Below are 14,027 nucleotides of genomic sequence, written 5' to 3' on the forward strand. Positions count from 1 at the left end.
CCGGACACGCCGAAGGGGCGCACCGCGTCGCGGTGCGCCCCGTCGGGCAGGGCCCGCGCCCCGGGGGTGTCGGCCCCCGGGGCAGTCGTCGGGAGGGGCTGCGTCAGCCGCCCAGCTCCTGGTGACGGGCGGCGTGCGCGGCCGCGCCCGCCTCCGTCAGCGAGCCGAACAGGCGCAGGCGGGAGAAGCCGCCGTCCGGGAAGATGTCGATCCGCACGTGCGTGCCGACCGCCGGGACGTCCAGGACGAAGCGGTGGTTGGTGTCGGGCTGGAGGCGGGTGCGCGGCAGGAACTCGGTCCACTCGCCGTCCTCGCCCGTCCTGATGGACAGCGAGGCCCAGCCGGCCGAGTTGCCCTTGAGGTACGCGGTGTCGATCTCGACGGCGCGGATCTCGGACTCGGCGACGAGCTGGTAGCGGATCCAGTCGTTGCCGTTGTCGCGGCGGCGGGCGGTCTCCCAGCCGTCGTCCATCTTGCGGGAGCGGCCCGGGTTGATGGTGTTGGTCGGCGGGGAGTAGAAGCGGTTGGACGCGTCCTGGACCGAGCCGCCGTTCTCCAGGGCGACCACGTCGAAGGTGCCGAGCGTGGCCAGCCACCGCGGGTCCGGGACGACCTCGCCGTAGACCCGCAGGCGGGCGATGCCGCCGTCGGGGTGCTGGTTGACGCGCAGGTGCGTGAAGCGCTGCTCGGCGGTGACCTCGTAGCCGTTGGCCGCGTGGCCGCCGACCGCGGTGCGCGGGACGAGCACGGTCCACTTGACGTCCTCGCCGAGGAGCTCCTCCGGGGTCGGCGCGAGGGCGCCTTCCCAGTTGGTGCCCTCGATGGAGACGGCCTGCGGCATGTTGCCGCGGAAGTGGGCGGTGTCGACGACGATGCCGCGGATCACGCCGGGGGCGCCGAGGCGCACCAGGGCGTAGTCGTGGTCCTCGGGGGTCGGCCACGGCTGGGTCGCGGAGACGCCGCGGCGGCGGCGGGTCTCCCAGCCGTCCATGACCTTGCCCTTGTGACCGAAGTGCTCGGGGTCGAAGTGCGCGGCCTCGGCGATGAGGAGGTTCTCCCGCATGGCGAAGAACTCGTCGTTGGCGAAGGTGACACCGGCGCCCAGCTCACGGGCGGCGAGGTTCGCGTACTGGGTGAACGGGAAGTCCGCGGTGCGGTAGTCCGCGTACGGGTCGCCGCCCCCGTACGGGTTCGCGTTGCCGGTGAAGGATTCAATCGCCACTGTCAGTTCTGCCTTTCGAGGAGGAGGCCCTTGGGCTCGGTCGGGGTGCCGTGGTCGGCGATCTGCGCGCCGCGCAGCCAGGTGGACTTCACGACGCCGTGCAGGGTCTTGCCCGCGTACGCCGTGACCTGGTTGCGGTGGTGCAGTTCCGCGGGGTCCACGGTGAAGGTCTCTTCGGGTGCCAGGACGGCGAAGTCGGCGTCGCGGCCGACCTCGATCGCGCCCTTCTGCGCCAGTCCGGCGAGGGCCGCCGGGGCGGTGGACATCCAGCGGACGACGTCCTCCAGGCCGCGGCCTCGCTTGCGCGCCTCGGTCCAGATCGCCGGGAGGCCCAGCTGGAGGGAGGAGATGCCGCCCCACGCGGTGGCGAAGTCGCCGGTCTTCAGGTCCGCGGTGGAGGGCGAGTGGTCGGAGACGATGCAGTCGATGGTGCCGTCGGCCAGCGCGTCCCACAGGATGTCCTGGTTGGCGGACTCGCGGATGGGCGGGCAGCACTTGAACTCGGTCGCGCCGTCCGGGACTTCCTCGGCCGTGAGGGTGAGGAAGTGCGGGCAGGACTCGACGGTGATCCGTACGCCCTCGGCCTTGGCGGCGGCGATCAGTGGCAGCGCGTCGGAGGAGGACAGGTGCAGCACGTGGACACGGGCGTTCAGCCGGCGCGCCTGGTCGATCAGGTTCTGGATCGCGGTGTTCTCGGCGTCCTTGGGACGGGAGGCGAGGAAGTCGGCGTACTTGGGGCCCGGGTTCTGCGGTGCGGACTCCAGGTGGTGCGGGTCCTCGGCGTGCACGATCATCAGGCCGCCGAAGCCGGTGATCTCGGCGAGGGAGGAGGCCAGTTGCTCCTGGTCGAGCTGGGGGAACTCGTCCACGCCCGAGGGGGACAGGAAGCACTTGAAGCCGTAGACGCCGGCGTCGTGCAGCGGGCGCAGGTCCTTGACGTTGTCCGGCAGCGCGCCGCCCCAGAAGCCGACGTCCACGTGCGCCTTGGTCCGTGCGACCTCCTGCTTGACGCGCAGGTGGTCGACCGTGGTGGTCGGCGGCAGGGAGTTGAGCGGCATGTCGAGGATGGTGGTGATGCCACCGGCCGCGGCGGCGCGGGTGGCCGTCCAGAAGCCTTCCCACTCGGTGCGGCCCGGGTCGTTCACGTGGACGTGGGTGTCGACCAGGCCGGGGAGCAGGACGTCGTCGCCGAAGTCCTCCAGCCGGGCTCCGGCCGGTACCTCGGCCTCGTACGCCAGCACGGCCGTGATCTTCCCGTCGGCGACGGCCACCGAGGCGGCGCGCGTCCCTTCGGGGGTGATGACGCGCGTCGAGCGCAGTACCAGTTCCACAGCCACGTCGGCCACCGGAACCTCCCCATCTACTTCCACAGAGCGAAATTCAACGTTCTGTTGACGGAGTCTTCACCCCGATCCGGACCCCGTCAAGAGCGACCGGACGGACCGCTGACCCACCGGGGCCGCAATTGGATGTTTCCACAGGATGGAATTAAGATTTCACTATCCAGAATGTAGCTACCACCACCAGGAACTGGACGGGTAACTTCCCGAGGACGTCCGCCACCAGGACAAACCCCCTCTGACCGGCGGGTACGGCAAGGGCCCGGCTCTAGGGCCGGCGCCGACCGACCGGTAGGCTGCTCCCTTGCCTGCCAGCACCGAAAGGACCGCGCCGTGCCGACGTCCAGCGCCAGCACCACCGACGCTTCCGCCAAGCCCACCGCCGCCGGCGGGGGCGTCCAGTCCCTTGAGCGCGCCTTCGATCTGCTCGAACGCATGGCCGATGCCGGCGGCGAGGTAGGACTCAGCGAACTCTCCGCCGCCAGCGGTCTGCCGCTGCCCACCATCCACCGGCTGATGCGCACCCTCGTGGCGTGCGGCTACGTCCGGCAGCAGCCCAATCGACGGTACTCCCTCGGTCCCCGGCTGATCCGCCTCGGCGAGTCCGCCTCGCGCCTGCTGGGCACCTGGGCCCGCCCCTACCTCGCCCGCCTGGTCGAGGAGACCGGCGAGACGGCGAACATGGCCCTCCTCGACGGCGACGAGATCGTCTACGTCGCGCAGGTGCCGTCCAAGCACTCCATGCGCATGTTCACCGAGGTCGGCCGCCGCGTGCTGCCGCACTCGACGGGCGTGGGCAAGGCCCTGCTCGCACACACCCCCGCCGACGAGGTCCGCGCGCTGCTCTCCCGCACCGGGATGCCGGCCGCGACCGAGAAGACCATCACCACGCCCGACGGCTTCCTGGAGGCGCTGGAGAAGGTCCGCAAGGCAGGCTACGCGGTGGACGACAACGAGCAGGAAATAGGAGTCCGCTGCCTGGCCGTGTCGGTGCCGAACTCGCCGACCGCCGCCGCGATCTCCATCTCGGGACCCGCGGGCCGGGTCACCGAGGCCGTCGCCGAGTCCTTCGTCCCGATCCTCCAGGGCGTGGCCGCCGAACTGTCGGTGGCCCTCCAGAGCCAGAACCCGGCCTGATCACCCTCGTACGGAGGCCTCCGCCACCCCTCGGGAGAGGGGCGGCGGAGGCCTCCGTACGTCGTGGGCGGAACGGCCGCTCCCGGGCGGGCTCAGGCCGTCGGCAGGGACGGCGCCGCCGCGGCGAGACGGCCGTCGGTCATCGTCACCGTCCGGTCCGCGCGCTCCAGGTGGGCGTGGTCGTGGGTGACGAGCACCGTGGCCGTGGAACGCTCGCGCGTGAGGGCGACCAGCAGGTCGAGCACGGCCGCGCCCCGCTCGTGGTCGAGGGCGCTGGTGGGTTCGTCGACGAGCAGCACGGACGGCTCGTTCATCAGGGCGCGGGCCATGTTCACGCGCTGGCGCTGGCCGCCGGACAACTCGTGCGGGCGCTTGTTCGCCTTGTCGGCCAGGCCGACCGCCTCCAGCAGCTCCACCGCGCGCCGGCGCAGCAGCCGGGCCGGTCGGCCGGAGATGTGGCTCATCACCTGGAGCTGCTCCAGCGCGGTCAGTGACGCCAGCAGGTTCGGCTGCTGGAAGACGATGCCGATCTCCTCCCGCCGCAGCGCCGACTTCTGCGCGGCGCCGAGCGTCGCGGTGTCGCGGCCCGCGACGACGACCCGACCGGAATCGGGGGTGACCAGGGTGGCGGCGACGGCCAGCAGGCTGGACTTCCCGGAGCCGGACGGGCCTATGACCGCGGTCATGGTGCCCGCGGGCACCTCCAGGGACACCGCGTCCAGGGCGGTGAGGCGGCCGTCCCCGTCGGGGTAGGTGAGCGTGACGTCGTGGACGAGCAGGGTCATCGGGCGCTCCCGAGGGCGGTCAGCGGGTCGACGGCGGTGATCCGCCGGATGGACAGGGCGGCGCCCAGCACGCCCAGCACGATCATGATCGCGGCCGGGACCAGCACCGTGGCCGCGTCGAGGACGAAGGGCACGTCACCACCGCTGATCAGCGCGCCCGCGGCGACGGCCAGGCCGGTACCGGCCCCCGTACCGATGGCGAGCATCACCACGGCCTGCCCGAGCGCGTCCTTCAGCAGGTACGGGGTGGAGGCGCCGAGCGCCTTCAGGACGGCGATGTCGCCACTGCGCTGGATCGTCCACACCGTGAAGAAGGCCCCTATGACCAGGGCCGAGATGGCGAACAGGAACCCGCGCATCAGCTGGAGCGAGCCGTTCTCCGCCTGGTAGGACCCTATGGCGCCGAGGGCGTCCTCGACGGTCAGGGCGCTGGTCGAGGCGGCCCGGTCGCCGGCGGCCCAGTCCACGGACCCGTCACCCGTCAGCGCCAGGACGGTGGCGAGGGACTCCAGGGACGTGCCCGGGTTGCCGACGCGCTGCCAGTCGTTGATGTCCATCCACACCACCGGGGTGTGGCTGTAGGAGGCCGTACCGGCGACGGCGGCCACCGTCAGCTCCAGCGGACCCGCCTTCAACCGGCCCCCCGCGACGAGCCCGCCGAGCTCGGCGGCGGCCTTCTCGCTGAGGACCACCTGTCCCTGGGTGAGCCCGGCCCCGGCGGGGGCGAGGGCGCCCGCCGACTCGACGCCGAACAGGGACACGGCCGCCGTGCGCTCACCCGAGACGGCGTTGGTGGTGCGGATCCCGATCGGCTCCACCGCCTTCACCCCCGGCCGCTCGTGCCAGGCCCGCCACGCGCCCTCGGGCACCAGGGAGCTGGTGAAGGACACCTTCTGGTCCCCCGCGGGCGCGGCGAAGGCCAGTCGGGTCGCGGGCAGCCCCGTGATGGCCGAGATGTTCTCCCGGGCCAGTCCGGAGGTGAGTCCCGACAGCAGGCCGACCAACAGCGTGATCAGCAGGACGACGGAACCCATGAGCGCGAACCGGCCCTTGGCGAACCGTAGGTCTCTCCATGCGACGAACATGTCCCCACCTTGGTCTTCCGTGTGGGCACGGGACATCGCGCCACAGTGGAGATCCTCGTATCGAAAGAGGGCTCCCGACATCGAACTTTTGGTTGACCGGTGGCCCCGGCCAGCGACTTACGCTGGTCGGGCCATGTCCGACACCCCGCGCCCGCGCCCCCTCACCCCCGTCTCCCGCGTCCTGCGCCTGTGCCTGCACGCGCTGCTCTTCGGGCTGCTCGCCCTCGCCGCCGGCCGGGCCGTCGCCGGATCCGCCCCGCACTCCGGGGCGGTGGCGGCGGCCTGCGCGCTGCTGGCCGCCGTCTACGTGGCCGGCGTCCTGGCCCCGGCCGTGCAGAGCTCCCCGCGCGCCGCGGCCGTGTGGTTGGCCGGCGTCGGGGCGGCCTGGGCCGCGCTGCTGGTGGTCTCCCCCGACGGGCTGTGGATCGCCTTCCCCCTGTACTTCCTGGAACTGCACCTGCTGCGGCTGCGCTGGGGCATCACGGCCGTCGCCGTCACCGCCTGCGCGGCGATCGGCGGGTTCCTCGCCCACAGCGGCGCGGTGACCCCCGGGGCCTTCCTGGGACCGCTGCTGGGCGGGGCGGTCGCCGTCGCCACGGTCCTCGGCTACCAGGCCCTCTACCGCGAGAGCGAACGCCGTCGCGAGCTCATCGAGGAGCTCATGGCCACCCGGGCCGAACTGGCCGCCGCCGAGCGGAGCGCGGGCATCCTCGCCGAACGCGAACGCCTGGCCCGGGAGATCCACGACACCCTGGCCCAGGGCCTGTCCTCGATCCAACTGCTGCTGCGCGCGGCCGAACGCGCCCTGCCGGCCGACGCGCCGGCCGCCGAGCACATCGCCCGGGCCCGGGAGGCCGCGCAGGAGAACCTCGCCGAGGCGCGGCGGTTCGTACGGGCCCTGACGCCTCCGGACCTGGAGCACGGTTCGCTCGCCGGGGCCCTGGAGCGGCTGTGCTCGGGGGTACCCGGTCCGCGCGTGCGGTTCTCCGTGAGCGGCGACCCGCGCGTCCTGCCCACCCCGTACGAGGTGGCGTTGCTGCGGATCGCCCAGTCGGCGCTGGCCAACGTGGTACGGCACGCGCGGGCCGGGCGCGCCGAGATCACCCTGACCTTCATGGACACCTCGGTGACGCTGGACATCGTTGACGACGGCCGGGGCTTCGACCCCGCCGCCGCCCCGTCGACCCCGGCGGGCGGGGGCGGCTTCGGCCTGCCCGCGATGCGCGCGCGGGCCGAGACCCTCGGCGGGCTGTTCACCGTCGAGTCCGACCCGGGCCAGGGCACCGCCGTGGCCGTCACCCTGCCCCTGCCCCTGGAGGCGTCCTGATGACGATCCGGCTGCTGCTCGCCGACGACCACCCCGTGGTGCGGGCCGGGCTGCGCGCGGTCCTCGACACCGAACCGGACTTCGAGGTGGTCGCGGAGGCCGCGACGGCCGAGCGGGCGGTGGAACTGGCGGCGTCCGAGCCGGTGGACGTGGTCCTGATGGACCTCCAGTTCGGGGCAGGCATGCACGGCTCGGCGGCCACCGCCGCGATCACCGCGCGCGCGGGCTCCCCCCGGGTGCTGGTGCTGACCACCTACGACACCGACGCGGACATCCTGGCGGCGGTGGAGGCCGGCGCCGCCGGCTACCTGCTGAAGGACGCCCCGCCGGAGGAGCTGGCGGCGGCCGTCCGCACGGCGGCCGCCGGCCAGTCGGCGCTGGCCCCGGCGGTGGCGCTGCGGCTCATGGACCGGATGCGGACGCCCGCCGAGGCGTTGACGAAGCGGGAACTGGAGGTGCTCCAGTTGGTCGCCGACGGCCTGTCGAACCAGCAGATCTCCAAGCGGCTCTTCCTCAGCCAGGCCACCGTCAAGTCACACCTGGTACACGTCTACGCGAAGCTCGGTGTCGACTCCCGGACGGCGGCCGTCGCGGTGGCCGGCTCCCGCCGACTGATCCGCCGCGCCCCGTAGTCCGGCCGGGGTGGGGCCCGCCCCCCTGCCGGGACACCGGCAGGCCGGCGGGCGTGCGGGCCCCCGGTGGCAGGAGCATCGGGGGGTCGCGTCCCCGACCCGAGAGCGAGTGCCCGTGTCCGCCGAGTTCCGACCCGCCTCACCCGACCCAACCACAGCCCGTGCCCCCAGGATCGGTACCCGCGCCCCTGGTTCCCGCCCGCCCGGGCCGGCCGCGGACGCCTCCGTCGCCGGTCCGCCCGCGGTCGTCCGTACCTCCTGGCTCCTGTGGCTCACGGCCGTGGGGGCAGGCGTCTTCGAGACCGCGCTCATGGTCGGACGGACGCCGGGCGACGCGGGAGCGGGCCTGTTGTTACGGTTCGCCGTGTTCACCGTCGCCGTCGTCGTCGCCTTCAGGATGCGCTCGGGCGCCGGTTGGGCCCGGATCGCGCTGGCCGTCGGACTCGGAGTGCTCGGCACCGCCTCGTTGGTCGTCGGGCCGATCGGGTACCTGCTCGACGGCGGCGGGCTCGGCGACGCGCTCGGCCGGGCCGACTTCCTGGACCTGGTCTTCGGCGCGAGCCGAACCCTCCACCTGGCGGCCGTCCTGACGGCGGTGGTGCTGATGTTCCGGCCGGCGGCGAACGCGTACTTCCGCTCCCGCCGCTGACCGCCGGGAGCTACGCCACCCAGTGCGGGCGCTCCACCGCCGGAGCCAGGGGCACGCCGTCGTGGAAGGCTTCCGCGAGGAGCCGTACGCCCTCGTCCAGGCGGTCCGCGGGCAGGGTGTACGGGATCCGCAGGCGGTGTTCGAAGGTGCCCGGGTCGACCCCGAAGCGGGCTCCGCGCCCGATGTGCACGCCGACGGCCGCCGCCCGTTCCGCGAGTGCGGAGCTGACCGGTTCGCCGAGGTCCACCCAGAGGGAGAGGCCCCCCGGGGGCAACTGCCAGGACCACTCGGGCGTGTGCCGCTGGAGGGAGGCGACGAGGGCGTCGCGCCGGTCGCGCAGCTGGTCCAGGCGCTCGGGCAGGGTCCGGTCGAGGGCGTCCATCAGGGGGAGCGCCACGACCTGGTCGAGCACGGAGCCGGTCATGTCCGCCGAGACCCGTACGGCCGTCAGCTCGGTGATCATCTTCGCGGTGGCCCGGACCCAGCCGACGCGCAGGCCGCCCCAGTGCGTCTTGCTGAGCGAGCCGATGGTGATGACGTGGTCGGCGCCGCCGCGCGGGGCCAGCGAGGCCAGTGGCGCGGGCGCCGGCACGTCCAGGGCGATGTCGGCGATGGTCTCGTCGACGACCAGCCAGGTGCCGGTGGCCCGGGTGGCGGCGAGGAGGCGCAGCCGCTGCTCCGGCGGCATCAGCGCGCCCGTGGGGTTGTGGAAGTCGGGGATCACGTAGGCGAGGCGCGGGACGGTCTGGCGCAGCGTGGACTCGGCGATCTCCAGGTCCCAGCCCGCGTCGGAGACGGCGATGGAGCCGGTCCGCAGCCGGGCGTGACGCAGGGCGTCGAGGGCGTTGGCGTAGGTGGGGTTCTCGGTGACGACCCGGTCCCCCGGCCGGCAGAGCAGGCTGACGACCAGGGCGAAGGCCTGCTGGGCGCCGGCGGTGACCAGGATCTGCTCGGGGATGGTGGGGAGCCCGCGCCGGGTGAACCGTTCGGCGACGGCGGCGCGCAGGTCGGGAAGCCCGAAGGGATGGTAGCCGGGGGTGCGGGCCAGTTCGGGAAGCCGGGGCGCCGCCCAGGCCAGGGCTTCCGTGAGGCTGCCGTCGGGGGCTCCCATCGCGGCGATGGCGAGGTCGATGCCCGGTTCGTCGTCGGCGCGGCCGCCGATGCCTCCGACGAGGGCGTGCGCGCCGACGGGGCGGTGGCCGTCGGGTAGTTCGGTCCAGGTGCCGGAGCCTCGGCGGCTGCGTACGTAGCCGCTCTCGCGGAGCAGGTCGTAGGCGCCCGTGACGGTGGCCCGGGCGGCGCCGACGGCCTCGGCGAGCTCGCGTTCGGCGGGGAGGCGGACGTGCAGGGCGATCCGGCCGTCGAGGATCAGGGTGCGGAGCGCGTCGGCGAGGGCCCGGTAGCCGGGGCGGGCCAGGACCTCCGCGGGCAGCAGCGCCGCGAGCTGCCGGCTGCCGATCATTCTGTCCGCCGTGTGGACCACTCGCCCGTTTGCCATGCCAACCTCCCCCGATTGGCTCTGCCTGCCAGGCCAATCCGGGTCCAGACTCGCCTTATTGGACCCCGATTGGCAAGGAGAACCCTCGATGTACACCTCCACGCTCACCGATCGTGACGAGCGGGCCCTGGCGGCCGCGACCGAGAACCGGATCTCCGAGCCGCTGCGGATCGGTGCCGCGCTCGCGGCCGTACGACGCGCGGTGGCGCGGCGCTCGCCCCGTGCGGGGAAGGGGCGAGAATCGGTGCCATGTCAGCAGCCGAACACCTCACCGGGCGCCCCGCCGAGTCGCCCACTGCCGCAGTAGCCGACCCGACCGAAGGGGCGCCGACCGAAGGAGGGGCGGCCGTCGCGGGGCTGCTGCTCGCCGCCGGCGGCGGGCGGCGGCTCGGCGGACGCCCCAAGGCCCTGCTGCCGCACCGGGGCCGCCCGCTCGTCGAGAACGCGGTGCGGGTGTTGCGCGAGGCGGGCTGCGGTCCGATCCACGTGGTGCTCGGGGCCTCGGCGGCCGAGGTCCGCGAGCGCGCCGACCTGACGGGCTGCGTCGTGGTGGACAACCCGGACTGGGAGGAGGGCATGGGCTCCTCCCTGCGGGTCGGCCTCGACTCCCTGGCCGGCTCGGGGGCCGGCGCGGCCCTGGTCTCCCTCGTGGACCAGCCCGGCATCGGGGCGGCGGCCGTGACCCGGGTCCGGGAGGCGTACCGCTCCCCGACGAGCCTGGTGGCAGCGGCGTACGACGGGGAGCGCGGGCATCCGGTGCTGTTCGGGGCGGACCGTTGGGCGGACATCGTGAGGTCCGCCACGGGTGACCGGGGTGCACGCGTCCATCTGAGGGAACACGCGAAGGAGGTCATGCTGGTGGAGTGCGGGGACATCGCGCAGGACTACGACATCGACACCCCACCCGACCTGGCCCGTCTCGACCCGCCCGGGCCGGAGGGCGGCCTGCGCGGGGCGTGACCGTCGTGGCACCGAGGGCCACCACAAGACGGAATCTGTCGACTCGGAGAATCTCGATATCAACAAACCATTGAACTTCCACCATGAGGAAATTACTATCCACTGGTCAGAAGCGCCCTGAACCCCCAGACGGCGCCCGCGACCGTATCCCGGAACTCTCCACACCCGACGGCACTGCGTGCCGTCCAGCGCGAGCATTCCCCCGCGGCCGCCAGGCACCGCCGCTGAAGGAGTGACAGATATGTCCGCACCAGCGCCGTCCCCGCTGGCCATCGTCGACGCCGAGCCCCTGCCCCGGCAGGACGAAGTCCTCACCGAAGCGGCCCTCGCCTTCGTGGCCGAGCTCCACCGGCGGTTCGCCCCCCGCCGCGCCGAGCTCCTCGCCCGACGCGGCGAGCGGCGCGCCGAGATCGCCCGGACCTCCACCCTCGACTTCCTCCCGGACACCGCACAGGTCCGCGAGGGCGACTGGAAGGTCGCGCCGGCCCCGGCCGCGCTGAACGACCGCCGCGTGGAGATCACCGGTCCGACGGACCGCAAGATGACCATCAACGCCCTGAACTCGGGCGCCAAGGTCTGGCTCGCCGACTTCGAGGACGCCTCGGCTCCCACCTGGGAGAACGTCGTCCTCGGCCAGCTGAACCTCATCGACGCCTACGAGCGCCGCATCGACTTCACCGACCCGCGCACGGGCAAGGCGTACGCGCTGAAGCCCGCCGACCAGCTCGCGACCGTCGTCATGCGGCCGCGCGGCTGGCACCTGGAGGAGCGCCACCTCCGCTTCGAGGGAGGCCCCGCCTCCGGTTCCCTCGTCGACTTCGGCCTCTACTTCTTCCACAACGCCCAGCGCCTGATCGACCTCGGCAAGGGCCCGTACTTCTACCTGCCGAAGACCGAGTCCCACCTGGAGGCGCGCCTCTGGAACGAGATCTTCGTCTTCGCCCAGGACTACGTCGGGATCCCGCAGGGCACGGTCCGCGCGACCGTCCTCATCGAGACCATCACCGCCGCCTACGAGATGGAAGAGATCCTCTTCGAGCTCAAGGACCACGCGGCGGGCCTGAACGCGGGCCGCTGGGACTACCTGTTCTCCATCGTGAAGAACTTCCGCGACGGCGGCGCGAAGTTCGTCCTGCCGGACCGCAACGCGGTGACGATGACCGCCCCCTTCATGCGGGCGTACACCGAACTGCTGGTCCGCACCTGCCACAAGCGCGGCGCGCACGCGATCGGCGGCATGGCGGCCTTCATCCCGTCCCGCAAGGACGCCGAGGTCAACAAGGTGGCCTTCGAGAAGGTCAAGGCGGACAAGGACCGCGAGGCCGGCGACGGCTTCGACGGCTCCTGGGTCGCCCACCCCGACCTGGTCCCGATCGCGATGGCCTCCTTCGACGCCGTCCTCGGCGACAAGCCGAACCAGAAGGACCGCCTCCGCGAGGACGTCTCGGTCGCCCCCGGCGAACTGATCGCGATCGACTCCCTGGACGCGAAGCCGACCTACGAGGGCCTGCGCAACGCGGTCCAGGTCGGCACCCGCTACATCGAGGCGTGGCTGCGCGGCCTCGGCGCCGTCGGCATCTTCGGGCTCATGGAGGACGCGGCCACCGCCGAGATCTCCCGCTCGCAGATCTGGCAGTGGATCAACGCCGGAGTCGTCTTCGAGAACGGCAGGACCGCCACGGCCGAGCTCACCCGCGAGATCGCCGCCGAGGAACTGGCCGCCATCCGCGCCGAGGTCGGCGAGGAGGCCTTCGCGGCCGGCAAGTGGCAGCAGGCCCACGACCTGCTCCTGCAGGTCTCCCTGGACGCCGACTACGCGGACTTCCTCACCCTCCCCGCGTACGACCAGCTCATCGGCTGACCACCGCTTCGGCTGTCACGCACAGCAGTCGAATCACCGGCTCCGCCCCCGTCGCCCCCGAGGCGACGGGGGCGGAGCCGTTTTCGGACCGCCGCGAACACGGCCTCCCCGGCGCCCGGTTCGGCCGAACAAGCGGAATCCGCATGCCCCGAACGACCGATCGGTCGTTACTCCATCGTGATCTGCGGCTACCTAGCGGTAACAACCGTTGGCGTGTCACCTTTCCGAAAGCCACCGGCCGGCGGTACCCCCACTTCCCCAGCCACACACCGGAGTTCTTGCCGTCTCCGGCGTGGCCTACCGCAGGAGTTCCGCAGTGATCGGATTCCGCAACGCCAGCAGGAGCAGGACGGGCGGCCGGGTGCGACGGTCCGCCAGGACGGTCGTGGCCCTCTCCGCCGCCGCCGGAGCGCTGATGACCGTCGGCGCCGGCACCTCCACGGCCGTCCCGCGCCCCGGCCCGGGCACGGGACCCACGGCCGTGGTGTCCATGGGCGACAGCTACATCTCCGGTGAGGCCGGACGCTGGAAGGGCAACAGCCTGACGAACAGCGGCAGCAGGAACGGGACCGACCGGGCCTGGACCGGCGCCAGCTCCTACGATCCGGGCAAGGTGTACGGCGCCACCGCGGGCGGCTGTCACCGGTCGGACTCGGCCGAGGTGTTCAGCGCCGGCCCCATCGCCGAGACGGCCGTCAACCTGGCCTGCTCCGGCGCCGTCTCGGCGAACGTGTTCCGGGCCTCCAACGGCGGCGTCGCCTTCAAGGGAGAGGCCCCGCAGGCCGATCAGCTCGCGGCGGTGGCCGCGAGCCGGAACGTGAAGGTCATCGCCCTCTCCGTCGGCGGGAACGACCTGGGCTTCGCCGACATCATCAAGGACTGCGCGCTCGACTTCGTCATCTGGAACTCGTACTGCTACGACGACCAACAGGCGGGCGTGGACCGGAAGATCGACGGGGTCATGGCGAACGTCGGCAAGTCCGTCGACGAGATCCGGGCCGTGATGAGCGCGGCCGGGTACACGGACTCCTCGTACCGCATCGTGCTCCAGTCCTACCCGTCGCCGATCCCGCGCGGCGCCGAGAACCGCTACACCCAGAGCGACTGGAGCCGCCTGAACACCGGCGGCTGCCCCTTCTGGAACCGGGACTCGGACTGGGCGCGGGACTCCCTCGTGCCGCAGATCGCGGGCCGTCTCAAGGCGGTGGCCGCGGCGAAGGGGACACAGTTCCTGGACCTGCGGGACATGATGCAGGGGCGCGAGGTGTGCGCGAAGGCCAGCAAGCAGGTCGGTTCCTCGGTGCCCGCCTCGGCGAGGACGAGCGAGTGGGCCCGCTGGATCGACAACAACGAGTCGCAGGGCCTGATCCAGGAGTCCATGCACCCGAACCACTTCGGGCAGTTGGCCGCCGGCCGCTGCCTGGCCCTGGCCGTCGCCCAGCCCGCGGGCTCCGCCGTCGGTTGCCGGAACACGGCCGGGGGCGACCACACGGGGATGTACCTGACGCCCGTGCCGTAGTCCGGACGGCAG

Annotated in this window: 13 protein-coding genes; 8 read left to right on the plus strand and 5 right to left on the minus strand. The window is 72.7% G+C overall.

Going from position 1 to position 14,027, the window contains the following annotated elements; genetic code table 11:
* Window positions 1-103: 103 nt before the first annotated feature.
* Both alc and allB read right to left on the minus strand, forming a co-directional pair.
* Entirely contained in the window at window positions 104-1,222 is a 1,119-nt protein-coding gene (gene alc, locus ACZ58N_RS31945; protein ID WP_471167002.1) for an allantoicase, read from the minus strand.
* 2 nt (window positions 1,223-1,224) lie between these two features.
* Complete coding sequence (gene allB, locus ACZ58N_RS31950; RefSeq protein ID WP_471167110.1) at window positions 1,225-2,559, minus strand: allantoinase AllB; 1,335 nt, start codon at window positions 2,557-2,559, stop codon at window positions 1,225-1,227.
* A 336-nt stretch (window positions 2,560-2,895) separates the two neighbouring features.
* Between allB and ACZ58N_RS31955 the strand changes: the two genes are divergently transcribed.
* Window positions 2,896-3,699: an IclR family transcriptional regulator gene (locus ACZ58N_RS31955; protein ID WP_389709724.1), complete on the plus strand. Its 804-nt coding sequence runs from the start codon at window positions 2,896-2,898 to the stop codon at window positions 3,697-3,699.
* Between the two features lie 92 nt (window positions 3,700-3,791).
* On the opposite strand, the gene ACZ58N_RS31960 is transcribed toward ACZ58N_RS31955, so the two are convergent.
* Together ACZ58N_RS31960 and ACZ58N_RS31965 are read right to left on the minus strand one after the other, a co-directional pair.
* Window positions 3,792-4,484 (minus strand): ABC transporter ATP-binding protein, encoded by a 693-nt coding sequence (locus ACZ58N_RS31960; protein ID WP_471167004.1) that lies wholly within the window; start codon window positions 4,482-4,484, stop codon window positions 3,792-3,794.
* The gene (locus ACZ58N_RS31965) at window positions 4,481-5,569 is read right to left on the minus strand and encodes an ABC transporter permease (protein WP_471167007.1); all 1,089 of its coding nucleotides are present in this window, start codon (window positions 5,567-5,569) and stop codon (window positions 4,481-4,483) included. Before ACZ58N_RS31965 ends, ACZ58N_RS31960 begins: the two co-directional genes overlap by 4 nt.
* A gap of 133 nt (window positions 5,570-5,702) precedes the next feature.
* On the opposite strand from ACZ58N_RS31965, the gene ACZ58N_RS31970 reads away from it, so the two are divergent.
* From ACZ58N_RS31970 to ACZ58N_RS31980, 3 genes are all read left to right on the plus strand, one after another.
* Entirely contained in the window at window positions 5,703-6,896 is a 1,194-nt protein-coding gene (locus ACZ58N_RS31970) for a sensor histidine kinase (protein WP_471167009.1), read from the plus strand.
* Window positions 6,896-7,528: a response regulator gene (locus ACZ58N_RS31975; RefSeq protein ID WP_389710390.1), complete on the plus strand. Its 633-nt coding sequence runs from the start codon at window positions 6,896-6,898 to the stop codon at window positions 7,526-7,528. The genes ACZ58N_RS31970 and ACZ58N_RS31975 overlap by 1 nt, the downstream gene beginning before the upstream one ends.
* A 280-nt stretch (window positions 7,529-7,808) precedes the next feature.
* The gene (locus tag ACZ58N_RS31980) at window positions 7,809-8,177 is read left to right on the plus strand and encodes a hypothetical protein (protein ID WP_471167012.1); all 369 of its coding nucleotides are present in this window, start codon (window positions 7,809-7,811) and stop codon (window positions 8,175-8,177) included.
* Between the two features lie 10 nt (window positions 8,178-8,187).
* Here ACZ58N_RS31980 and yczR read toward each other — a convergent pair whose 3' ends face one another.
* A complete protein-coding gene (gene yczR / locus ACZ58N_RS31985) occupies window positions 8,188-9,675 on the minus strand; it encodes a MocR-like transcription factor YczR (RefSeq protein WP_471167015.1) in 1,488 nt (495 codons plus the stop codon).
* An 88-nt stretch (window positions 9,676-9,763) separates the two neighbouring features.
* Between yczR and ACZ58N_RS31990 the strand changes: the two genes are divergently transcribed.
* The 4 genes from ACZ58N_RS31990 (at window position 9,764) to ACZ58N_RS32005 (ending at window position 14,015) form a co-directional block, all read left to right on the plus strand.
* Complete coding sequence (locus ACZ58N_RS31990; RefSeq protein WP_471167018.1) at window positions 9,764-9,982, plus strand: hypothetical protein; 219 nt, start codon at window positions 9,764-9,766, stop codon at window positions 9,980-9,982.
* Window positions 9,925-10,635, plus strand: a complete 711-nt coding sequence (locus tag ACZ58N_RS31995) for a nucleotidyltransferase family protein (RefSeq protein ID WP_471167021.1) — start codon at window positions 9,925-9,927, stop codon at window positions 10,633-10,635. Before ACZ58N_RS31990 ends, ACZ58N_RS31995 begins: the two co-directional genes overlap by 58 nt.
* A 241-nt stretch (window positions 10,636-10,876) precedes the next feature.
* Window positions 10,877-12,496: a malate synthase A gene (gene aceB, locus ACZ58N_RS32000; RefSeq protein WP_389710400.1), complete on the plus strand. Its 1,620-nt coding sequence runs from the start codon at window positions 10,877-10,879 to the stop codon at window positions 12,494-12,496.
* A gap of 316 nt (window positions 12,497-12,812) precedes the next feature.
* Window positions 12,813-14,015, plus strand: a complete 1,203-nt coding sequence (locus ACZ58N_RS32005; RefSeq protein WP_471167024.1) for an SGNH/GDSL hydrolase family protein — start codon at window positions 12,813-12,815, stop codon at window positions 14,013-14,015.
* Window positions 14,016-14,027 lie beyond the last annotated feature (12 nt).

The organism is Streptomyces sp. NPDC040432 (assembly GCF_055595445.1).

What these genes read in the sequence shown, in the direction of transcription:
- ACZ58N_RS31995 (WP_471167021.1), top strand. Translation starts at nt 9,925, where the DNA reads ATGTCAGCAGCCGAACACCTCACCGGGCGCCCCGCCGAGTCGCCCACT.
- ACZ58N_RS31975 (WP_389710390.1), top strand. Translation starts at nt 6,896, where the DNA reads ATGACGATCCGGCTGCTGCTCGCCGACGACCACCCCGTGGTGCGGGCC.
- ACZ58N_RS31960 (WP_471167004.1), bottom strand. Translation starts at nt 4,484, where the DNA reads ATGACCCTGCTCGTCCACGACGTCACGCTCACCTACCCCGACGGGGAC.
- yczR (WP_471167015.1), bottom strand. Translation starts at nt 9,675, where the DNA reads ATGGCAAACGGGCGAGTGGTCCACACGGCGGACAGAATGATCGGCAGC.
- ACZ58N_RS31965 (WP_471167007.1), bottom strand. Translation starts at nt 5,569, where the DNA reads ATGTTCGTCGCATGGAGAGACCTACGGTTCGCCAAGGGCCGGTTCGCG.
- aceB (WP_389710400.1), top strand. Translation starts at nt 10,877, where the DNA reads ATGTCCGCACCAGCGCCGTCCCCGCTGGCCATCGTCGACGCCGAGCCC.
- ACZ58N_RS31990 (WP_471167018.1), top strand. Translation starts at nt 9,764, where the DNA reads ATGTACACCTCCACGCTCACCGATCGTGACGAGCGGGCCCTGGCGGCC.
- ACZ58N_RS31970 (WP_471167009.1), top strand. Translation starts at nt 5,703, where the DNA reads ATGTCCGACACCCCGCGCCCGCGCCCCCTCACCCCCGTCTCCCGCGTC.